The sequence below is a fragment of the Phenylobacterium deserti genome, assembly GCF_003254705.1.
GTDB lineage: Bacteria > Pseudomonadota > Alphaproteobacteria > Caulobacterales > Caulobacteraceae > Phenylobacterium > Phenylobacterium deserti.
On the sequence record NZ_QFYR01000001.1, the window covers coordinates 144,838 to 163,487 of the forward strand.

Genomic DNA, 18,650 nt, shown 5'->3' on the forward strand with positions numbered 1-18,650 from the left:
CGGGCGATTAGCGGCAGGGTGGCGGAGAAGTCCAGCAAGCGATCCCGCTGGGCCGCCGCGGGCGACTGCGGCTAGCATGTCCGAAGTTGAGGAGCAGCACATGACACACGACACCGATGGGCCGGACTTCGAGGACGGCGGCTTCGACGTGGACGACTGGACCCGGCTGCCCGCCTTCGTCGGGGTCATCGCGACGCTGGAGGACGTCCAGAGCCGCAAGGCCGTCTTTGCACTGAACGAGACGGAGAACGCGCGCCCGATCGAAATGGAACTGCCCCAGCCGGTGATCTGGTGGAGCGAGGACGGGCAGGAGGCCGCCGTCGCCGTCCAGGCCGAGGCGCACGACACGGACGAGGGCGAGACCATGGAGGTGCTTGGCCTGATCCTGCCGGACGGAGGCGGCGCCGTCGCCCTGCTGGAAGACGTCGACCTTGTCGACGACAGCGATCCGGTGTGGCGCGAGCTGGTGGCCGGAGCCACCGGCGAGGAGACGGGAGAGGACGAGGGCTGAGCCGTTGACTCCTCGGATTACACATGTAAGTTCACTGGACTACACATGTAATTCGGAGGAGCGCCATGCGCTGCAGACTGCCGTTGCTCGTGTTCGTGACCGCCGCGATGGCGGCGCCCGCCCTGGCGCAGGAGGAGACGTACCGCATTGTCCCTCCCGCTGAACGACTGACCATGTCCGATGTCTTCGCCGACGCCGCGCCTGCGAACCAGGCGATCATGGCGGGCCTGCTGATCGCCACCGTCGCGGCGGTGGTGCTGTGGGCCATCCGGCTGACCCGCAAGGTGGACGTGACCGGCTCCAGTCTCACCTACTTCCGGGCCTTGAAGGGCGTGGGACCGCTGCTGGGCCTTCTGGGCGCCAGCTACACGCTGCTGGGCGGGTTCATGGGCCTGGCCAACAGCCGCCCCACCCCGCCGATGAGCGTGCTGGCGCCAGGCTATGCGGAAGCCACGCTCGAGGTGGGGATCGGCCTGTTCGCCGCCACGGTGGCCGTGCTGTGCGAGCGTCACCTTGAAGGCCGGATGCGCCGGGCCGCCGCCCAGTTCGCCTGAGGTCATGACCGACACGCCAAGGATCTCGGCCGGCGAAAGCCAGGTCATGGAGGCGCTGTGGTCTTCGGGGCCCCTGTCGGCCGACGAGATCGTCCGACAGGTCGCCCCAGCCCAGGGCTGGGGTGAAGCGACGGTCAAGACGTTGATCAACCGGCTGCTGAAGAAGAAGGCCCTGGTCTCGGAGCGGTCCGAGGGGCGGACGCTCTATCGGCCGCTGATCAGCCGCGAGGCTTACCTGACGGAGGAAAGCCAGGGGCTTCTGGACCGGCTGTTCGGGGGCCGACTGGCCCCCATGGTGGCGCACTTCGCGCGGCAACAGCAGTTGTCGCCGGAGGAGATGGCGCAGCTGAAGCGCCTGATCCGGGAGATGGACACCGAGGATTAGGCCGGACGCGGCGCCATGGCCCGGAGCGCCGCGGCCGTCTCATCGTCCGCCGGGAAGAAGGTTTCCAGCGTCAGCTCGGCCAAGGTGACGTCCACGGCGGTGCCGAAGACGGTGGTCGCGCTGATGAAGGACAACACGCGGCCGCCGAGCTCCATTCGCAGAGGCACGGCGACACCGCCAAAATCCTCGTGGCGCCGGTCCGAGGCAGGTGGCCGCGGCAGAGATTCCAGCTCCGCGAGCAGCGCCTCGACCTGCGGGTCGGCAGTGAGCACAGTCTCGCTGCGCAACCGCTCCAGCAGGTGAGCACGCCATTCGGCGAGGTTGAGAATGTGCGGCGCGAGGCCCTGCGGATGGAGGGAGAGCCGCAGGACGTTGAGCGGCGGCGCCAGGAGCTCGGGCGCGACGCCGTCCAGCAGTGGAGCGACGGCGCGGTTGGCGGCCACAAGGTTCCACTGCCGGTCCACAGCGAGCGCCGGATAGGGCTCGTGCCCCGCCAGGATGACGTCCACCGCACGCCGTGCGGCCGCCAGCGCGGGATCGTCCAGTCGACGCTCGGGGAAGACGGGCGCAAAGCCCGCCGCAACCAGCAGGGCGTTGCGTTCGCGCAGCGGCACGTCGAGCTGTTCAGCCAAGCGCAGCACCATCTCGCGGCTCGGCTGGGCGCGGCCGGTCTCCAGGAAGCTGAGGTGGCGAGTGGAGATATCCGCGTCCAGGGCGAGATCCAGCTGGCTGAGCCTGCGCCGCTCGCGCCATTCCCTCAGCTTGCCGCCGACGCCAGGCTTTCCAAGGCTCATGGGCTGATCCTCCTCCTCACGGCCAAGGCTTAGGCGGTCGCCGACCTCCCGGCCATTACCTGCCGGGTAATCGACCCGCCAAAGCGGCGGGCGCAGCCTCTCCTCGCCAACAAGGAGACGGCCATGACCCACACCGACCAGACCCAGCTTCGCCGCGTTCTCGGCCTCGACGCGCTCACATGCGCGGCCGCCGGCGCCCTGATGGCAGGCGCAGCCCAGCCGCTCGCCGGCTGGACAGGGCTTTCGCCCACCCTGCTGATGGGCGCGGGCCTCAGCCTCTTCCCCGTGGCGGCCCTGTTCGGCTGGATGAGCCGGCAAGCCCGCGTGCCGTCCGGGCTGATCTGGTTGGCGGTTCTGGGCAACGCCGCGTGGGTCGCGGCGAGCCTGGTCGTGCTGACGCTCGAGAGCCCCACCCCGTTCGGCTACGCTTTCGTGCTGGGCCAAGCGGCAGCGGTGGCGATCCTTGCCGGGCTGGAAGCGCGAGCGCTGCCGGTCAGGCGGGCCGCAGCTGTTTGAGGTCGGCGCAGCGAAGCTGCCAGAGCGCGAAGCTCCTGCGGGTGGTCCGGCCGCTGCATGAAGCGGCCGGACGCCTCAGCAGGTCCGGTCGCCTCCGCAGCGGAACCCGTTCGTCAGCGGTTCAGCTAGACGCGGCTCACCCTGCTGGAACCCGTTTTCTATTTCAGGTGAGCGGAACAACCCTGAGGCGCTTCAGGTTCGGCGGGCATCACCCTCCAGGAGCCTGCTGCTGTGTCCGAGTCATCTTCCGCCGTTTCCCGGCGTTCCTTGCTGAGCGCCACTGCGGCGGGCGCAAGCGCAGCCCTGACCGCCAGCGCCGCCGTCGCCCAGGGCGTGGGCGGACTGCCCAACCGGGCCGTTGGCCGCCCGCAACCGAAGCTGGAGGAAAGCCCGCCCTGGCCGGAAGACCGCAAGGTCGGCTTCGCCGTCGTCGGCTTGGGCAAGTTCGCCATGGGCCAGATCATCCCGGCCTTCGGCGAGTCCAAGGCCGCCAAGCTGGTGGCGGTGGTCAGCGGCAGCCCGGAGAAGGCCCAGCGCGTGGCCGCCCAGCATGGCATCGGGCCGGACGGCATCTATGACTATTCGAACTTCGACCGCATCGCCCAGAACCCAAAAGTCGAGGTGGTCTATGTGATCCTGCCGAACTCCCTGCACCCGGAATTCACCACGCGGGCGTTCCAGGCCGGCAAGCACGTGCTGTGCGAGAAGCCGATGGCCAACACGCCGGAGGAATGCCAGCGGATGATCGACGCCGGGCGCCGGGCGGGCAAGAAACTGATGATCGCCTACCGCGAGCAGTACGAGCCCCATAACCTGGAAGTCATGCGCCGCATCCGGGCGGGCGAGTTGGGCGACCTGCGGGTCATCTCCACGGACAACGGCCGACATGCGGACCCGAAGGACCCCGCCGACCAATGGCGGCTGCAGAAGTCGCTGGCGGGCGGCGGCGCCCTGCCCGACGTCGGCATCTATGGCCTGAACGCCCAACGCTATCTGTCCGGCGAGGAGCCTGTGGAGGTTCGCGGGTGGATCGACAGCCCCGAGGGCGACCCGCGCTTCCGCGAAGTGGAGGACGTGACCTGCTGGCAGCTGCGCTTCCCCAGCGGGCTGATCGCCAACGGCTCGACCTCCTACAGCTACCAGGACGCCAGCCGGTTCGAGATCCTGGGGACCAAGGCGCGGGTGACCATGGACCCCGCCGCCGAGTACGACGGCCATCGGGTGATGGTGAAGGACCAGAAGGGGCAGCAGCAGCTGGCGATCCAGGAGGTCAACCAGATGGCCCGCGAGATCGACCACATGGCCAAGGCGGTCCGCAACAACACCGAGGTGAAGACGCCGGGCGAGGAAGGCATGCAGGACGTGCGCCTGATCCACGCCATCTATGAGAGCGCGCGAACCGGCCAGGCGGTGAAGATCAACTGGACCTACAAGCGCCGCATCGACGCGGCCCAGGCCGACAAGGACGAGCAGCCCAAGCCGCCGGGCTAAGGGTCTTAAGGAGGCTCAAAGAACAGCGGCCGCCGGGGCGATCCCGGCGGCCGCTTTCGTTTCAGGTGCGCTCGTAGGTGGCGACCAGGACGCCCTTGGCCAGAACGTGGCCGCTCATCGCCTCCACCACCGCTCCGCGGCTGGGGGCGTGGTCGAAGGAAAGCTTCCGGTCCAAGGCGAAGAGCTGGAAGACATAGAGGTGCGGCCCGTGCCCGCGCGGGGGATCGGGCGGCAGCCAGGCGGTCTGCAGGTACGAGTTGCGGCCAAGCACCTCGTCCAGCCCCGCGTGGCGGGGGCTCTTGAACTCGCCTTCCGGCAGGACCTCCAGTTCCGGCGGCAGGTCCCAGGCCAGCAGGTGGACCAGCGGATCGTTGGCCGGGGCGTCAGGGTCCTCGACGATCAGAACGAGGCCCTGGGTCTCTTCCGGCAAGCTGCGCCAGGCGAGCGGCGGCGAGATCTGGTCGCCGTCAGCGGTGAACCTTGGCGGGATCGAGCTGCCGTCTTCGAACTCCGGACTTTCCAGGTCGATCGACTGCGGAGCCCCGACGAAGGCCGGCTGTTCGCTCACGACCTTGCCATAGCCGGCGCGGGCGCTGCGCAGCGCCCGGCCGACCGCGGAGGGGATCTTCTCCAGCATGGCTAGTGCTTTCCGGAGCCGGGCTCGGACAGCCCGCGGTGGACCTGGGCGGCGGCGGTGTCGCTGAGCATCTCGGCGGTGGCGGCCATGGCCTTGTTCTTGAGGCTGGGGATCACCCGGTCCTTGTCGGCCATGAGGCCGTCGAAGGCGGCCTTGGCGACCATGGCGGGGTCGTCCTTGTTCTCCATCTGGCCGGCCTTGGTGTCCATCATCTCGGCGCGTTCGAAGAAGTTGGTGTCGGTGACCGAAGGCATGAGCACCGTGACGCCGACGCCGGTGTCCTTCAGTTCGTTGCGCAGGGCCTCGCCGAACCAGCGCAGAAAGACCTTGGTGCCGCCGTACACCGCCTCGAACGGGTCAGGCATGGTGGCGGCGATGGAAGAGGTGAAGAGGATCTTCCCCTTGTCCCGCTGGACCATGTCCTTGAGCACGTACTTGGTGAGCGCCACCGAGCCGGTGATGTTCAGGTTGATCATCCGCAGCTCCTTCTCGAGGTCGGTCTCGACGAAGGGGCCGCCCAGGCCGACGCCGGCGTTGACGCAGAGCACGTCGACGGGGCGGCCCAGGGCCTGGATGTCCTGGTAGAGCTGCTTGACGCCGCCTTCGGTAGCCAGATCGACGGCGCAGGTTTGCACGCTTTGCGCGCCGGCGGCCTGCAGGGACTGGGCGGCTTCCGCCAGGTGGGCGGGGTCTTCGGCGGCGATCAGTAGGTCGTAGTCGTGCTCGGCGAACTGCTTGGCGAGTTCATAGCCGATGCCATTCGAGCCGCCGGTGATCACGGCGAGCGGGCGGATGTCTTGGCTGTCCATTTGGGGGCTCCAGGCTGGGTTGTCCGTGCAACCCTGCGGCGGCGCCCAAGTTCCGCGCCGCGACGGCGACCTGAAGCCCCAGTGAGATTGAGTTCAGTAATTACTAGACTCGCCGACGCTAGACGAGCTATGAGGCTCCTACCGTAGAGTTTGGAGCCACAGATGCTGCTCTTCAGCCGCACCCTTTGGGAACGCCCCGCGACGCCCGTTTCGCAAGAGACGCCGATGGTCGCCGGCCACGACAATCCCGGCATCGCCGTGGGCGAGCCGCACGGCAACGGCCGCCTGTTCCTGCTGACCGGCACGGACGCCGACGAAAGCCTGGACCTGCGCCATGGCGCCTTCATCTCCGGCGGCGGCGGGAACGACGTCTTTGTGCTGGAAGCCGGCGCGGGTGAGCGCCTGGGCGTGATCCTCGACTTCTCCGAGGGCGACAAGCTCGACCTGCGCCAGCTCGGCGACAAGGCTCAGCTTCTGGACCGGGTGATCGGCGGCGGCGAGCACGGCGGCGACCGGATCGGCGTCGACATCGACGGCGACGGCAAGGAAGACGCCTGGGTGACGGTGTTTGCGCCCGGCGCCGCGCCCGACCTGTCGGTGTTCGACCGCTCCGGCGTGCCGGTGGAAGAAGGCGAGTTCCACATCCTGCCGTTCCCGATGCCGGGCGACGGCGTGATCGAGGACGGCGAGTTCCACATCCTGCCCTTCCCCATGCCCGGCGACGGGGTCGTGGAAGAGGGGGAGTACCACATCCTGCCCTTCCCGTTCCCGGCGGGCGGCACCTGGGAGGCGGGCTCGGACGGCGCCGGCTTCGAGGACGACTATGGCGACATGCCGGGCGCGGCCCTGGTGCTGGGTCCAGTCAGCGGCGCGACCGACTGGCTGGCCTGAGCCAAACAGCTTCTGGAGAGCAAGCCCGTCGGCGCCTGGCGCCGGCGGGCTTTTCCGTTGCCGCCCCGGATGGACGAGCTACGCGGCCCTAGGTTGTTCTGTGGACAGCGCCTCTACTTTGGGAACCTGTCTTTTGAATGGTGGTTGCGGCGTTCATGGGCCTGGAAGAAGACCTCATCAAGGAAGCGGAGGCCGCAGAACAGCTTGCCGCCGTCGTCAGCTACGGACCGGACAAGCGGCGGCTCCAGCAGCAGGCGCGCGAGCTGAGGGCGCGGGCGGCGGAGCTGGAGAAGGCCAAGCAGGAGCGCTCGCGCTCCGATCGCTGAGGCGAAGCTTCCTCCTGCCGCATCGGCCAGGACGCTCGATGCGCGTAAACGGGCGGGCCCGAAGAGGCCCTCCCCCGCCGTGCAAACCTATCGCGCTTACAAGCTGAACCCGTCTGGCCGCATCGCGGCCGGCGAATGGCTGCACGCCGAGACCCTGGCGGAGGCCAAGCGGCTGGCGCACGCAATGTGCGACAGCGCCACGCCGGCAGTCGAGCTCTGGCAGGGGGCCACGCGCCTGGCGGTGATCCCCTGCGCCGACGAGGAGGTCGCCGCCTAGTGCGGCCCGCGCGGCATCAGCCGCGGCACCAGCGCCAGGAAGCCTAGCCCCGAGGCCACGAGGCACGCAGCCAGGAACAGCATCGGCGCCAGCTGGCTGCCGGTGGCGTCATAGATCGCCGGCACCGCGTTCTGCGCGATGAAGCCCCCGAGGTTGCCCACCGAGTTGATCGCCGCGATCCCGGCGGCGGCATGAGCGCCGGTTAGGATCCGCTGCGGCACGCTCCAGAACACCGGCTGGCCCGAGAAGATGGCGGCCGCGGCGATGCACAGGAAGGCGAACTTCGCGGCGTTGCCCGGGACGATGACGCTGAGGACCAGCGTGGCCGCGCCGATCAGCACGGGGCCGGCGATGTGCCAGCGATTGGCGCCGTGCTTTGCCGCGTGGCGCGGCACCCACCAGAGCGCCAGGCCCACCAGGATCCATGGGATGACGTTGATGAAGCCGTTCTCGACGTTGGACGCGCCGAAGCCCTTCACAATGGTCGGCAGCCAGTAGCTGAGGCCGTAGGCCCCCAGCGGCAGGCCGATGTAGAGGCCGGCCAGCATCAGCACGCGCGGGTCGGTCAGCGCTTTCCAGGGCGAGCCTTCGGCTTCCTGCTTGGGCTCGGTGCGCAGCGTCTCGGCCAGCCAGCCGCGCTGGGCGTCGTTGAGGAACTTGGCGCTCTCGGGGCCGCTGGGCAGCTTCCAGAGCACATAGGGGGCGAGCAGCACGGCGGGCAGACCGGTGGCGATGAACACCCACTGCCAGCCAGCCAGACCCATGAGGCCGTCGAGGTCCAGGAGCGCGCCGCCGATGAGGGAGCCCACCGCGTTGGCCACCGCGCTGGCGATCATGAAGGCGCCGACCATCCGCGCGCGGTGGGTGTGCGGGTACCAAAGCGTCAGGACGTACAGGACGCCGGGGAAGAAGCCCGCCTCCGTGACGCCCAGCAGGAAACGCAGGATGTAGAACATCGCCGGGTTCTGGGTGAAACCGAGGGCGATGGTCACCAGCCCCCAGGTCCCCATGATCCGGGTGAACCAAACACGCGCGCCGACCCGGGCGAGGATCAGGTTGGAAGGCGCTTCGAACAGGAAGTAGCCGAGGAAGAACAGCGACGCGCCAAGGCCGTAGGCGGCCTCGGACAGGCCGAGAGCGCCCACCATCTCGAGCTTGGCGTAGGAGACGTTCTGCCGGTCGATGTAGGCGATCAGGTACATCAGGCAGAACAGCGGCATGAGGTTTCGCGTCACCCGCCGCAGGGTGCCGGGACCGAGGTCCTCCGCCGTATGGCTCGCCGTCATCTGGTTTCCCCCATTCTGGTGCGCGGCACCATGGCCGAGGTACGCGCTTCAGCGAAGAGGGTTTTGCGATGCGCGCCCGTGCCGCATGGCGCAAGCGAGTCCCCATTGGCTATCCAGATGCACATCATCGCACTGCAGCAGACGTCGAGCCGGGGAGCCGCGCATGATCACCACCAAGGAAGCCGCCGAGTGGGGTTCCGCCATCCTGGTCTTCACGTCCGGCGCAATGGCTGGCCACTTCGCCTCCGTCGGCATGTCGCCGGTGCAGTGGGCGGGCGCGGCCGCCGCCGTCCTGGGCTCGGTCACGGTCGCGGTGATCGTGCGGGTCTGGCCGGCCAAAACGGCCGTCAAGGCCGACTAGAGAACGCCTGCACGCCTGCCGAGTAGACAAGCCCCGCCTCGCGCGGGCCTTTTTCATTGCGACGTAAGTGCCTGTCGCCCCACCAGAAATCCTGACGAAAGACGAGGCCGGTCGGGAACCCTGACTGCCGAGAGGTATTTTCCACCCAGCTTGACTGCTCCAAACCGGTGGGACGCACCCCGGGGGAGCACCTGGATGTGTGGCTGAGGGTGGGATGATGAGCGAAGACAACGCTCCTAAGACGAGCGAGAACGACGTCGACGGCGACCGTCGCGCGTTTCTGGGCAAGGCCGCCGGCGCGGTGCCGCCGGCCATGGTGATGCTGCTGTCCACCAGCATGGCGTCGTCCGCGATCGCCCAGTCCGGCGGCGGCGGTGGCGGCGGTGGCGGCGGCGACCTGCTCGCAGGTCTGGGCGCCTTGCTCGGCTTGGGCGTCGGCGCCAGCGCCATCCGCCCTGGCGCGGCCCCGCCGATCGCGGCCGTTCCGCCCCCGGCGGCTCCGGCCCCGGTGATCGCGCCGCCGCCTCCGGCCGCGGCCGCACCACCGCCTGCCCCGGTCGTGCCGCCGGCGAGCCCGGCAATCCTTCGTCGCGGCGAACGCGGCTAAGACTCCGAACCTGGGGGCGCAAATGGCCGGAAGGCCAGCCGCGGACCACGTCCGCGTTCTCCCCACGCCTGCGTGGGAAGCCGCTCAGCTCCTGCCAGCCCCAAGCGTTCGCCATCTGGCGCTTGGGGCCAGCGCAGCCCTGTTCTGCGAACGGGCCCAGCAGTTGTTCGAATTGAACGCCACCGCCGACCTGATCTGGCGTGGACTGGCCGACGGCGGCACGCCGGGCCAGGTGGCGAAGGAGCTCCAAACCTTCGGAGTTTCGGCGCAGGATGCGCAGTCCTTTGTGGCCGAGTGCGTCGCCGGATGGCTGCACGCCGGCCTTCTGATCCCAGCGCAGATCGTCGAGCAGGCGCAAAGCCCTGGACGGGAATCGCATCTGCGCATCGCAGGCCTGGCGTGCACCGTGGCGATCCATGCGCCGGCCGGCGATCCGCTTCCGAGCCGCCTCGAAGCCGTTTTCGGACAGTTCGCTGCCCCCCCTTCGCCAGGCACGCCGCGCTTCGACATCGTGGAACAGGCTGGCGCCTATGTGCTGCTGGCCGACGGCGCCCCGCTGGGCGTGTTTGCGCCCGAGCGGATCGTCCCGGAGATCAAGGCGGTGCTCACCGACCGACTGGCGAAATCGGTGGGCGACGGAGACTTCCTGATCCACGCCGCCCTGCTGTCGGCAAACCGGCAAGGCCTGCTGATCTCCGGCGCGCCCGGCGCCGGCAAGACGACCCTGACGCTGGCCCTGGCTGCGCGGGGGCTGGGTTATGGGTCCGACGACGTGGTGCGCGTGGTCAATGGCGAGCGGCTGGAAGGCGTGCCCTTCAGCCCAGCCTCCAAGTCAGGAGCCTGGGAGCTGGCCGCACCCTATCTGCCCATGCTGGCGGACCTGCCGATCGACGTACGCGGCGATCAGCAGCGGGTGCGATACGCGCCGGTCAGCGGCTTCGGTGCGGGCGAGGTGGAGCAACTGTCGTGGGTCATCCTTCTGGCCCGGCGCCCCGCCGCGAGCGCGATGCTGGAGCCGGTGGAGCCGTTGTTCGCGCTTACCGAACTGCTGGGCAGCGCCTTCGCCGGCGACGGGCGTCTCAAGGGCGACGTTCTGGAGCGGTTCGCCGCGCAGCTGAACGGCGCCCGCTGCCTGCGACTGATCTATTCGGACTTGGCCGACGGCGTGTCCGCGCTCGAGGGACTGACCCGTGGGTAGACTCCAGGCGCTGCATCATCTTGCCGCCTGCATGGCGGGCCGGCCGCCGCACAACTGCGACTGGACGGCGGTCATGTCGCTGGCGAACCGCAGCCTGATCACCCCGCAGCTCGCGATAGCCCTCGCGCCTGTTCGCCAGCTTGTGCCGGCGGAGGTGGGCGGCTTTCTGGACGAAGTTCTGGGCCGCAACCGCGAACGCAACCGGCGGCTCTGGCGCCAGCTGAACGACGGCGTCGCCGCGCTCAATGGCGCCGGCATCATGCCCGTGCTGCTGAAAGGCGCCGCCCGCTGGGCCGGCCTGCCGCGGGACGCGACGTTCGACCGACTGCTCAGCGATGTGGACGTCCTGGTGGAGCCCGCGCAGGTGCAGCCCGCCATGGCTGCTCTTCAGGCGGCCGGCTTCTCCGTTCTGAACCGCTATGAAGGCTCCGCCGTGCATGTGGTGGCCGAATTCGGCCGGCCGGAAATCGACGTCGGATACCTGGACCTTCACCAGCGTCCGCCCGGGCCGCCGGGTGTGGCCGGCGCTCCCGCCCTTGCGGCGCGTAGGAGAACGATCGCCCTCGACAGCGGATGGGCGCAGACGCCGGACGCCGCCAGCCAGATCCTCTATCTGGTGCTGCACGACCAGTTCCACGACGGCGACTATTGGCGAGGCGGCTTCGACCTGAGGCATCTGACGGATCTCGCCGCGCTTGCGCCGCAGCTCTCCGCGGAGGACTGGGCCTGGCTGCAGGACGCCTGTGGAACGCCCCTCGTGCGGGCGGCCCTGGCGGCGCAGCTGGTGGCGGCCTCCAGGCTCGCCGGCGCGCCCCTGCCCGCCTGGGCCGATACCCACCGGGCGCGATGGACCTATCGGCGCTGGCGCATTCAGTACGCCCGGCCTGCCTTGCGTCTTCCTCTCGCCGCAGCGGCGGCGGCTCTCGAGTGGCGTGACGTTCGCCGTCACGGCCAGGACAATCGCAGCGGCCGCCGACGCGTGCTGGGCGACGGTGAACGCACTGCGCCGCCGGAGAGCCGGCTCAACCGCATCGGCCGGATCTTCACGGCGGAGATGGGCAAGATCTAGGCGAGCAGCCCTGGAGCCGGCTTTCTCGACGTTCGAGCTCTGGACGAGGGGCCTTGCGAGACCTAGCCAAGGGTCATGGACACGCTTGCGCTCACCGCGACCCGCGGCCCCGTTGTGGTGGAAGCCTTGTCGCCCGAGGCGGCGCAGGCGCACTTGGACGAGCTGAGCGCCGTGCTGTGCGACTGCGTCGAAGGCGGCGCTTCGGTGAGCTTCATGCTGCCTTTCCCTGCATCGGCTGCGCAGGCCTACTGGACTGGCGTGGTGGAAAGCGTCGGGCGTGGCGAGCGTATCCTGCTGGCCGCGTTGGACGGCCATGACGGCGCGGCCATCGGGACCGTGCAGGTCGTGCTGGAGCAGCCGCCAAACCAGCCCCATCGGGCGGACATCTCGAAGCTGCTGGTGCATCGAAGCGCCCGAAGCCGTGGCGTCGGCCAAGCGCTGATGGAAGCCGCCGACTCGGCGGCTGCCACCGCAGGCAAGACGCTGCTGGTCCTGGACACCGCAAGCGAGACGGCCGAACGGCTCTACGAACGCTGCGGGTGGACGCGGGTGGGGACCATCCCCGGCTACGCCCTGCTGCCGGGCGGCGGCCTGTGCGACACCGTCTACTTCTACAAACAGTTGGCTTGAGGAACTTACCTCACAGCCAAGCCTTCAAATGACATGAAGACTTGGCTCAGAGACAACGGTCTGACCGTCGCGCTCGTGACCCTTTTCCTCGCCAGCCTGATCGGGCAGGCCGTCACAGGGTTTGCGCAAGAGAACGAAGAACGGATCCAGCACGGCCAGATCCTGCTGCATTTCGGCGAGTATCTGCGGACTGGCGCGTTCCTGTCCGCGCTCTTCGAGAACTGGGAGAGCGAGTTCCTGCAGATGTGGGCTTACGTCATGCTGACGGCCTACCTGTTCCAGCGCGGTTCGCCTGAGTCCAAGGACCCGGACGAAGACGCGCCGCAGGATCGCGATCCCGCTCTCGACGGGGACAAGGCAAGCGCTCCGGCGCCCGTCCGCAAAGGCGGCCTGGCCTTACGCCTCTATTCCCATTCGCTGGGCTTGGCCCTGCTGACCCTGTTCGTGCTTTCGTTCGTGCTGCACTTCGTCAACAGCGCCCGACACGAGCAGGAGGAGGCGCTGGAGCATCACTTGCCGGTTCCGGGGCTGATGGAGCACCTTAGCAGCGCGCAGTTCTGGTTCGAAAGCTTCCAGAACTGGCAGAGCGAGTTCCTGTCGACCGCGGTGTTGGTGGTCCTGGCGATCTTCCTGCGCGAGAAGGGCTCGCCTGAGAGCAAGCCGGTCTCCGCGCCGCACAGTCAGACGGGAACCTGAGGATAGAGGCTGGCGATGGTCGCCAACGCCGCCTCGGCCTCGGCCCGGTCCGGGGTCTCGTTGGCGTCGTTGTAGCCCCAGGACTCGTCCGCGCCGTTCTTCTGGATGACGATCCCGTCCCGACGCCCCAGCATTGACACGCCCTTGTAGACGAGGCCGTAGTTCACCTCGGCCTGCGGGATCAGCCAGGCGATCTGGCCACGGACGGGGACCACGGTCTCATCCTTCCAAAGGGCGCGAGCGCCATAGCCGGTGCAGTTGATGACGACCTTCTCCTTCAGCCGCGCGAGGTCGGCAGGCGCGTTAAACTCAACCGTTTCGATCCGGCCGCCAGCCAGCAGGAACTCGCTCATCAGCAGTCGGCCGAACGCCTGGACGTTGAACATCGGCAAGGAAAGCCGCCGCGCGTACGGCGCCGGGAACGGGTGGGCTTGCGGCGGCAGGGTCTCGGACCTGGGCAGCAGGTCGTGCACGCGGCTCTCGTAGTGGGCGAAGCCCATGGGATCGGTGGCGGGGCTCGTCGGCGGCGGGTTGTCCCGGAGGATGTAGCGGTCGGTCCACTCGATGGGCGAGCCGGGCAGGCCCAGGTAGGACTGGTAGGTGCGGAAAGAAGCGCGGCACATCTCTTCCCAGAGCGCCGGGAAGTCGGGCGATGCAGCGCTGGCCAGCGCGATCCGGCTGTCCGGTGACCAGACGCCCGTCGCCCGGGCCGATCGGACCTCCGGCATCCGTTCCTTGGCGTAGATGGTGACCCGGGCGCCGGCGCGCTGAGCGGTGATGGCTGCCGTGAGACCCAGGGCTCCGCAGCCGATGATGGCGACGTCCTTCTCGCCGCCAGACAGCGCCTTCTTCACCACCACGTTGGCCGACCCCCACGACAGGGACCAACCGCTGCCGCCGTGGCCGTAGTTGTGGACCACCAGCTTGTCCCCGACCTTTTCCGTGTCGAGACGCGGACCGGCGGCGCGGAAGGGGCGTAGGCAGACGGTGATGCCCATGATGCGGTCGGGCTTGGCCAGAAGCGCTCCGAGCGGAGGCACGGGCCGGAAGCCGGGCTTGGCCAGCACGGGCGCTGCCGGCGAAGCCTGGGTCGTGGCGCAGCCGGCAAGGCCCAGGGCGGAAAGCCCTCCCGCCGCCGCCGCGGTCCGCAAAAATGCGCGGCGCTCCGTCAGCGCAATAACCGGCTTGTTCACTCTGAAACTCCCCCGCCCGAAGGTGCAGACTGGCCCGGGCGGCGGCATGTTCGCAAGACGACGCTCAGCACCGCAGCGCCCGCCTCACAGGGCGCCTGAAGTTATGGCACTCCGATGCCGCACCGATGGTGCGCCGCGCTTGGCGCTGCTACCGTAGATGGAGCGCCTCGGAGGATGCGATTGTGCGGACGATATTCTTTGGAGATCGCGAAACCATCGGGCGCGGTGAATATGCCGTCACCGGACTGCTTATGAGCGCATTCCTGCTGCTCGACGCGATCCTGTTCTTCTTGCCGCTGTCTTTCCTGAGCGGCTCGCCTCTGGGCCAGACGATTATCCGAGGCATCCAGCTGGGCGCCGTTCTGTTCGTCCTGCTCTACTGCATCACCGGATTCGTCGTAGCTAGCGTTCGCCGGCTGCGGGACATTGGTCAGTCCGGTTTTTGGGCCTTTCTGCTGCTGGCGCCGGGCATCAGCTGGCTTCTGTTTTGGTTCGTGCTGTCGCTGATACCGGGTCGTCGCGACGAGGACGATCCTACTGCCGCCCCATCTCAGCCCTCCCAGCCCGCGCCCGGAGTGCTATGAGCCAGGGCATGACCGAAACGCCCACGCCGCCGCCCGAACGCACCCCGGAAGAGGAGCGCCGATCCAAGCTGATCGGACGCGCCTTCGTCATCGGCCTGCTGATCCTGGTGGCGATCTATGTCGCTCCGGTCCTGATCGGCCGACTGAGCTGACCTGAGCCCGCCTATTCGGCGGGCTCCACCGGGACCAGGATTTCACCGCCCGTGTCGCGGAACTTCTGGCTCATCTCAGCCATGCCGGCGTTGATATCGACGTCGTTCTGCTGGCGCGCGGCGTCGCGGATGTCCTGGCTGATCTTCATTGAGCAGAACTTCGGGCCGCACATGGAGCAGAAGTGGGCGGTCTTCATCGCCTCCTTCGGCAGGGTCTCGTCGTGGTACTCGCGCGCGGTCTCGGGATCGACGCCGAGATTGAACTGGTCTTCCCAGCGGAACTCGAACCGGGCGCGGCTGATGGCGTCGTCCCACAGGCGCGCGCCGGGGTGGCCCTTGGCGAGGTCGGCCGCGTGGGCCGCCAGCTTGTAGGTCATGACCCCGACCTTGACGTCCTCGCGGTTCGGCAAGCCCAGGTGCTCCTTGGGCGTGACGTAGCAGAGCATGGCGGTGCCGAACCAACCGATCATGGCCGCGCCGATGGCGCTGGTGATGTGATCGTAGCCCGGCGCGACGTCGGTGGTGAGCGGGCCCAAGGTGTAGAAGGGCGCCTCGCCGCAGGTCTTCAGCTGCTTGTCCATGTTGGCCTTGATCTTGTGCATCGGCACGTGGCCGGGGCCCTCGATCATCACCTGGACATTGTGCCTCCAGGCGACCTGGGTGAGTTCGCCCAAGGTCTCCAGTTCGCCGAACTGCGCGGCGTCGTTGGCGTCGGCGATCGAGCCGGGGCGCAGGCCGTCGCCCAGGCTGAACGACACGTCGTACGCCTTCATGATCTCGCAGATCTCTTCGAAGTGCTCGTAGAGGAAGTTCTCCTTGTGGTGCGCGAGGCACCACTTGGCCATGATCGAGCCGCCGCGCGAGACGATGCCGGTCACCCGGCCCGCGGTCAGGGGCACATAGGCCAGGCGCACGCCGGCGTGGATGGTGAAGTAGTCGACGCCCTGTTCGGCCTGTTCGATGAGGGTGTCGCGGAACACCTCCCAGTTCAGGTCCTCGGCGACGCCGCCGACCTTCTCCAGCGCCTGGTAGATCGGCACCGTGCCGATCGGCACCGGCGAGTTGCGGACGATCCAGTCGCGGATGTTGTGGATGTTGCGGCCGGTGGACAGGTCCATGACCGTGTCAGCGCCGCAGCGGATCGCCCAGACCATCTTGTCGACTTCGTCCGACACGTGGCTGAGGACGGCCGAGTTGCCGATGTTGGCGTTGATCTTCACCAGGAAGTTGCGGCCGATGATCATCGGCTCGAGCTCGGTGTGGTTGATGTTGGCCGGGATGATGGCGCGGCCGCGTGCGATCTCGTCGCGAACGAACTCGGGCGTGCAGATGTCCGGGATCTCGGCGCCGAAATCCTCGCCATCGCGGATGAACTTAGCCCCGGCCTCGCGCCGCTGATTCTCGCGGATCGAGACGTACTCCATCTCGGGCGTGATGATGCCCCGGCGGGCGTACTCGAGTTGGGTCACGTTGGCGCCGGGCTTGGCGCGGTAGACGCGGCGCGGCGCGGTGAACTCGGGCGCCAGGTGCTCGCCCTTGGCGAAGCCGTTGTCCTCGGGCTTCACGGCGCGGGGGTTCTCGACGATCTCCACGTCCCCGCGGCTGACGACCCAGGGCTCGCGGGTGCGGGCCAGGCCCTGCTCGATGTCGATCCGCACCGTCGGGTCGGTGTAAGGGCCGGACGGATCGTAGAGGGTCAGCGGCGGCTCGTTCGCCGACGGATGCACCGCCACCTCCCGGAAGGGCACGCGGATGTCCGGCCAGAGGGTCCCGGACTGGTAGACCTTGCGCGAGCCGGGACGCTCCCCGGTCGGGATGGCGGCGGGCTGGAGCTTGTCGGTGATCGGCTTGTTCATCGCGGCGGCCTTCAGGGTTCAGCCAGGCCGGCGTGGACGGAATGCGGGCGCCGATAGGAGGTGTGGCGCAAGATCCCTTCCCTTCGCCGGCATGACCCGGATCAGGTTCGACGGGTCGTGGGCTCGCCCACCTCTCAGCCGCCTAGGCGCGGCCCCCCGAGGAGAGCGGGAAGCTACGCCCGAACGGCGTTCGCGCCAACCGCAATTGCGGGGCTCCGATCAAATGCGAGGCGTCTGGAACGAGCCCTGCCATGATAGGTTTTCGGCTCAGGAGGAGATCCTCGATGAAGTTCGAATTCGTCGCCGCCCTGGGCGCCGCCGTGACACTGACCGCCGCCTGCACGAACCCGGGGCGCGGACCGGCGGCAAGCGTGGACCTGGGCCCTGCTCCGCCTTCGGGTGCGCGGCTGGCCAGCAGCGACTGCTTCTACACGCGGGACATCCGCTCCCACACGGTGGGCGACGACCGCACCATGTTCATCGAGGTGGCCGGAAAGGGCGTCTACCGGATCGGGATGAGCGGCGCGTGCCTGGCGGCCGCCATCTCCTCGGATCCGATCGTCACCCAGCAGCCGCCCGGCTCGGCGCTGGTTTGCCGGCCCATTGACCTGGATCTGTCGATCGCCCGCAACGGCGGCGGATTCGCCACGCGGTGCATCGTGGACTCCCTGGCACGGCTGACTCCGGAGCAGGCGGCGGCGCTGCCCGACAAGATCCGCCCCTGAGGCGAGGCTGGAGCTGCGGCGCAGCTCTGGCGTCTGGCGCAATAATGGGCAACATGCCGCGGCTCACCCTCTGGAGACCCTGCATGACCGCCCCATCCCGCCGCACCGTCCTCGCCGGCGCGGCCGCGCTCGCCGCTTCGCCCGCGTTCGCCCAGGAGATGCCGGTCGTCGGCAAGGTGACCATCGCCGATCCCGCCGCCGAGGCGCTGATCTCTGCGGATGCGCGGGTCGAGAAGGTGGCGGACGGCTTCACCTGGACCGAGGGCCCGGCGTGGGTGGGCGGCGAGGACGGCTACCTGCTGTTCTCGGACGTGCCGCAGAACAAGACCCACCGCTGGTCCAAGCGCGACGGGCACACGGTGTTCATGGACCCCGCCGGATACGCCGGTCCGCCGACCGCCATGCTGCGCGAGCCCGGCGGCAACGGCATGGCCCTGGGCCGGGGCGGCCTGCTGATGGCCGACAGCGGCAACCGCATCGTGGCCGCCGTGGACCTGAAGACCAAGGCGCGCCGGGTGCTGGCCAGCCGGTTCGAAGGCAAGCGCCTGAACAGCCCCAATGACCTGGTGCTGGCGCCGGACGGCGCCATCTACTTCACCGATCCGCCGTATGGCCTGAAAGGCGTCGACGACTCGCCCTGGCGTGAGCTCGACTACTGGGGCCTCTACCGCCTGGAGCGGGACGGGACGGTGCGGCTGATCGACAAGACGCTGAAGGTCAACGGCGTGGGCCTCTCGCCGGACGGCAAGACGCTTTACGCGACCGATCCCTCCGGCTGGTACGCCTTCGACCTGGACGCCAAGGGCATGCCCACCGGCCGGCGGGTGTTCGTGGACAGCAAGACCACCAACAACATCGGCGGCGACGGCCTGGAAGTGGACCAGCACGGCAACGTCTGGGCGAGCTGCGGCCGCAGCCTGATCATCTTCACGCCGGACGGCCGCCGGATCGGCTCGATCGACACAGACGACACCGTTTCCAACGCCGCCTTCGGCGCGGACGGCCATGTCTACTTCAGCAACAATCACCGGATCAGCCGTGCGCCGGTGAAGGTGGTCGGCGCGCAGTCGCGCCTGCCGGCGGCCGCCAAGCGCTGAGGCCA

Annotated in this window: 24 protein-coding genes and 1 riboswitch; of the genes, 18 read left to right on the forward strand and 6 right to left on the reverse strand. The window is 68.7% G+C overall.

The window, feature by feature from the left end; translation table 11 throughout:
• Positions 1–100: 100 nt before the first annotated feature.
• The 3 genes from DJ018_RS00700 to DJ018_RS00710 all read left to right on the forward strand — a co-directional run bounded on the left by DJ018_RS00700 (position 101) and on the right by DJ018_RS00710 (position 1,450).
• The gene (locus DJ018_RS00700) at positions 101–511 is read left to right on the forward strand and encodes a hypothetical protein (protein ID WP_111512887.1); all 411 of its coding nucleotides are present in this window, start codon (positions 101–103) and stop codon (positions 509–511) included.
• A gap of 65 nt (positions 512–576) precedes the next feature.
• Complete coding sequence (locus DJ018_RS00705; RefSeq protein ID WP_111512888.1) at positions 577–1,065, forward strand: MotA/TolQ/ExbB proton channel family protein; 489 nt, start codon at positions 577–579, stop codon at positions 1,063–1,065.
• Positions 1,066–1,069: 4 nt separating this feature from the next.
• Positions 1,070–1,450 carry a BlaI/MecI/CopY family transcriptional regulator gene (locus tag DJ018_RS00710; protein WP_111512889.1) on the forward strand — a complete coding sequence of 127 codons (381 nt, stop codon included), beginning with the start codon at positions 1,070–1,072 and terminating at the stop codon, positions 1,448–1,450.
• Here DJ018_RS00710 and DJ018_RS00715 read toward each other — a convergent pair.
• Positions 1,447–2,244 (reverse strand): helix-turn-helix transcriptional regulator, encoded by a 798-nt coding sequence (locus DJ018_RS00715; RefSeq protein ID WP_111512890.1) that lies wholly within the window; start codon positions 2,242–2,244, stop codon positions 1,447–1,449. The genes DJ018_RS00710 and DJ018_RS00715 overlap by 4 nt on opposite strands.
• Positions 2,245–2,367: 123 nt before the next feature.
• On the opposite strand from DJ018_RS00715, the gene DJ018_RS00720 reads away from it, so the two are divergent.
• Positions 2,368–2,760, forward strand: a complete 393-nt coding sequence (locus tag DJ018_RS00720; RefSeq protein WP_111512891.1) for a hypothetical protein — start codon at positions 2,368–2,370, stop codon at positions 2,758–2,760.
• Between the two features lie 231 nt (positions 2,761–2,991).
• Entirely contained in the window at positions 2,992–4,251 is a 1,260-nt protein-coding gene (locus DJ018_RS00725) for a Gfo/Idh/MocA family protein (RefSeq protein ID WP_205853689.1), read from the forward strand.
• A gap of 61 nt (positions 4,252–4,312) precedes the next feature.
• Here the strand turns inward: DJ018_RS00725 and DJ018_RS00730 are convergent, their stop codons facing one another.
• Both DJ018_RS00730 and DJ018_RS00735 read right to left on the reverse strand, forming a co-directional pair.
• Entirely contained in the window at positions 4,313–4,888 is a 576-nt protein-coding gene (locus DJ018_RS00730; RefSeq protein ID WP_111512892.1) for a YbhB/YbcL family Raf kinase inhibitor-like protein, read from the reverse strand.
• A gap of 2 nt (positions 4,889–4,890) precedes the next feature.
• Complete coding sequence (locus DJ018_RS00735; protein WP_111512893.1) at positions 4,891–5,697, reverse strand: SDR family NAD(P)-dependent oxidoreductase; 807 nt, start codon at positions 5,695–5,697, stop codon at positions 4,891–4,893.
• A 162-nt stretch (positions 5,698–5,859) separates the two neighbouring features.
• Here DJ018_RS00735 and DJ018_RS00740 point away from each other — a divergent pair, with 162 nt between their 5' ends.
• The 3 genes from DJ018_RS00740 (at position 5,860) to DJ018_RS00750 (ending at position 7,191) form a co-directional block, all read left to right on the forward strand.
• The gene (locus tag DJ018_RS00740; RefSeq protein ID WP_111512894.1) at positions 5,860–6,588 is read left to right on the forward strand and encodes a hypothetical protein; all 729 of its coding nucleotides are present in this window, start codon (positions 5,860–5,862) and stop codon (positions 6,586–6,588) included.
• 137 nt (positions 6,589–6,725) lie between these two features.
• Complete coding sequence (locus tag DJ018_RS19050; protein WP_111512895.1) at positions 6,726–6,914, forward strand: hypothetical protein; 189 nt, start codon at positions 6,726–6,728, stop codon at positions 6,912–6,914.
• A gap of 79 nt (positions 6,915–6,993) precedes the next feature.
• Positions 6,994–7,191, forward strand: a complete 198-nt coding sequence (locus DJ018_RS00750) for a hypothetical protein (protein WP_111512896.1) — start codon at positions 6,994–6,996, stop codon at positions 7,189–7,191.
• Here DJ018_RS00750 and DJ018_RS00755 read toward each other — a convergent pair.
• Entirely contained in the window at positions 7,188–8,477 is a 1,290-nt protein-coding gene (locus tag DJ018_RS00755; RefSeq protein ID WP_111512897.1) for an MFS transporter, read from the reverse strand. The genes DJ018_RS00750 and DJ018_RS00755 overlap by 4 nt on opposite strands.
• Before the next feature lie 163 nt (positions 8,478–8,640).
• Here DJ018_RS00755 and DJ018_RS00760 point away from each other — a divergent pair, with 163 nt between their 5' ends.
• From DJ018_RS00760 to DJ018_RS00785, 6 genes are all read left to right on the forward strand, one after another.
• Positions 8,641–8,838, forward strand: coding sequence for a hypothetical protein (locus DJ018_RS00760; protein ID WP_111512898.1), 198 nt, complete (start codon positions 8,641–8,643; stop codon positions 8,836–8,838).
• Positions 8,839–9,055: 217 nt separating this feature from the next.
• Complete coding sequence (locus DJ018_RS00765) at positions 9,056–9,445, forward strand: hypothetical protein (RefSeq protein WP_133254189.1); 390 nt, start codon at positions 9,056–9,058, stop codon at positions 9,443–9,445.
• Between the two features lie 163 nt (positions 9,446–9,608).
• Positions 9,609–10,643 (forward strand): PqqD family peptide modification chaperone, encoded by a 1,035-nt coding sequence (locus DJ018_RS00770; protein ID WP_111512900.1) that lies wholly within the window; start codon positions 9,609–9,611, stop codon positions 10,641–10,643.
• Positions 10,636–11,712 carry a nucleotidyltransferase family protein gene (locus DJ018_RS00775; protein ID WP_133254191.1) on the forward strand — a complete coding sequence of 359 codons (1,077 nt, stop codon included), beginning with the start codon at positions 10,636–10,638 and terminating at the stop codon, positions 11,710–11,712. Before DJ018_RS00770 ends, DJ018_RS00775 begins: the two co-directional genes overlap by 8 nt.
• A 75-nt stretch (positions 11,713–11,787) precedes the next feature.
• Positions 11,788–12,342 carry a GNAT family N-acetyltransferase gene (locus DJ018_RS00780; RefSeq protein ID WP_111512902.1) on the forward strand — a complete coding sequence of 185 codons (555 nt, stop codon included), beginning with the start codon at positions 11,788–11,790 and terminating at the stop codon, positions 12,340–12,342.
• A gap of 33 nt (positions 12,343–12,375) precedes the next feature.
• Positions 12,376–13,038, forward strand: a complete 663-nt coding sequence (locus DJ018_RS00785; RefSeq protein WP_111512903.1) for a DUF6766 family protein — start codon at positions 12,376–12,378, stop codon at positions 13,036–13,038.
• On the opposite strand, the gene DJ018_RS00790 is transcribed toward DJ018_RS00785, so the two are convergent.
• Positions 13,023–14,231 carry an FAD-dependent oxidoreductase gene (locus DJ018_RS00790; RefSeq protein ID WP_240609422.1) on the reverse strand — a complete coding sequence of 403 codons (1,209 nt, stop codon included), beginning with the start codon at positions 14,229–14,231 and terminating at the stop codon, positions 13,023–13,025. The two genes, DJ018_RS00785 and DJ018_RS00790, sit on opposite strands and share 16 nt — an antisense overlap.
• A gap of 182 nt (positions 14,232–14,413) precedes the next feature.
• Here DJ018_RS00790 and DJ018_RS00795 point away from each other — a divergent pair, with 182 nt between their 5' ends.
• Both DJ018_RS00795 and DJ018_RS19055 read left to right on the forward strand, forming a co-directional pair.
• Positions 14,414–14,815, forward strand: a complete 402-nt coding sequence (locus DJ018_RS00795) for a DUF805 domain-containing protein (protein ID WP_165842759.1) — start codon at positions 14,414–14,416, stop codon at positions 14,813–14,815.
• Positions 14,816–14,823: 8 nt separating this feature from the next.
• Entirely contained in the window at positions 14,824–14,967 is a 144-nt protein-coding gene (locus DJ018_RS19055) for a hypothetical protein (protein WP_165842760.1), read from the forward strand.
• Between the two features lie 11 nt (positions 14,968–14,978).
• On the opposite strand, the gene thiC is transcribed toward DJ018_RS19055, so the two are convergent.
• Positions 14,979–16,823 carry a phosphomethylpyrimidine synthase ThiC gene (gene thiC, locus DJ018_RS00800; RefSeq protein ID WP_111512906.1) on the reverse strand — a complete coding sequence of 615 codons (1,845 nt, stop codon included), beginning with the start codon at positions 16,821–16,823 and terminating at the stop codon, positions 14,979–14,981.
• Between the two features lie 61 nt (positions 16,824–16,884).
• Positions 16,885–16,992: riboswitch (TPP riboswitch) on the reverse strand.
• Between the two features lie 115 nt (positions 16,993–17,107).
• Here thiC and DJ018_RS00805 point away from each other — a divergent pair.
• Complete coding sequence (locus tag DJ018_RS00805; RefSeq protein ID WP_111512907.1) at positions 17,108–17,548, forward strand: hypothetical protein; 441 nt, start codon at positions 17,108–17,110, stop codon at positions 17,546–17,548.
• An 83-nt stretch (positions 17,549–17,631) separates the two neighbouring features.
• Positions 17,632–18,645 carry an SMP-30/gluconolactonase/LRE family protein gene (locus DJ018_RS00810; RefSeq protein WP_111512908.1) on the forward strand — a complete coding sequence of 338 codons (1,014 nt, stop codon included), beginning with the start codon at positions 17,632–17,634 and terminating at the stop codon, positions 18,643–18,645.
• The last annotated feature ends 5 nt before the right edge of the window (positions 18,646–18,650 follow it).

Coding starts and splice junctions, on each gene's coding strand:
- DJ018_RS00700 (WP_111512887.1), top strand. CDS start 101: ATGACACACGACACCGATGGGCCGGACTTCGAGGACGGCGGCTTCGAC.
- DJ018_RS00705 (WP_111512888.1), top strand. CDS start 577: ATGCGCTGCAGACTGCCGTTGCTCGTGTTCGTGACCGCCGCGATGGCG.
- DJ018_RS00710 (WP_111512889.1), top strand. CDS start 1,070: ATGACCGACACGCCAAGGATCTCGGCCGGCGAAAGCCAGGTCATGGAG.
- DJ018_RS00715 (WP_111512890.1), bottom strand. CDS start 2,244: ATGAGCCTTGGAAAGCCTGGCGTCGGCGGCAAGCTGAGGGAATGGCGC.
- DJ018_RS00720 (WP_111512891.1), top strand. CDS start 2,368: ATGACCCACACCGACCAGACCCAGCTTCGCCGCGTTCTCGGCCTCGAC.
- DJ018_RS00730 (WP_111512892.1), bottom strand. CDS start 4,888: ATGCTGGAGAAGATCCCCTCCGCGGTCGGCCGGGCGCTGCGCAGCGCC.
- DJ018_RS00735 (WP_111512893.1), bottom strand. CDS start 5,697: ATGGACAGCCAAGACATCCGCCCGCTCGCCGTGATCACCGGCGGCTCG.
- DJ018_RS00740 (WP_111512894.1), top strand. CDS start 5,860: ATGCTGCTCTTCAGCCGCACCCTTTGGGAACGCCCCGCGACGCCCGTT.
- DJ018_RS19050 (WP_111512895.1), top strand. CDS start 6,726: ATGGTGGTTGCGGCGTTCATGGGCCTGGAAGAAGACCTCATCAAGGAA.
- DJ018_RS00755 (WP_111512897.1), bottom strand. CDS start 8,477: ATGACGGCGAGCCATACGGCGGAGGACCTCGGTCCCGGCACCCTGCGG.
- DJ018_RS00760 (WP_111512898.1), top strand. CDS start 8,641: ATGATCACCACCAAGGAAGCCGCCGAGTGGGGTTCCGCCATCCTGGTC.
- DJ018_RS00765 (WP_133254189.1), top strand. CDS start 9,056: ATGAGCGAAGACAACGCTCCTAAGACGAGCGAGAACGACGTCGACGGC.
- DJ018_RS00780 (WP_111512902.1), top strand. CDS start 11,788: ATGGACACGCTTGCGCTCACCGCGACCCGCGGCCCCGTTGTGGTGGAA.
- DJ018_RS00785 (WP_111512903.1), top strand. CDS start 12,376: ATGAAGACTTGGCTCAGAGACAACGGTCTGACCGTCGCGCTCGTGACC.
- DJ018_RS19055 (WP_165842760.1), top strand. CDS start 14,824: ATGACCGAAACGCCCACGCCGCCGCCCGAACGCACCCCGGAAGAGGAG.
- thiC (WP_111512906.1), bottom strand. CDS start 16,823: ATGAACAAGCCGATCACCGACAAGCTCCAGCCCGCCGCCATCCCGACC.
- DJ018_RS00805 (WP_111512907.1), top strand. CDS start 17,108: ATGAAGTTCGAATTCGTCGCCGCCCTGGGCGCCGCCGTGACACTGACC.
- DJ018_RS00810 (WP_111512908.1), top strand. CDS start 17,632: ATGACCGCCCCATCCCGCCGCACCGTCCTCGCCGGCGCGGCCGCGCTC.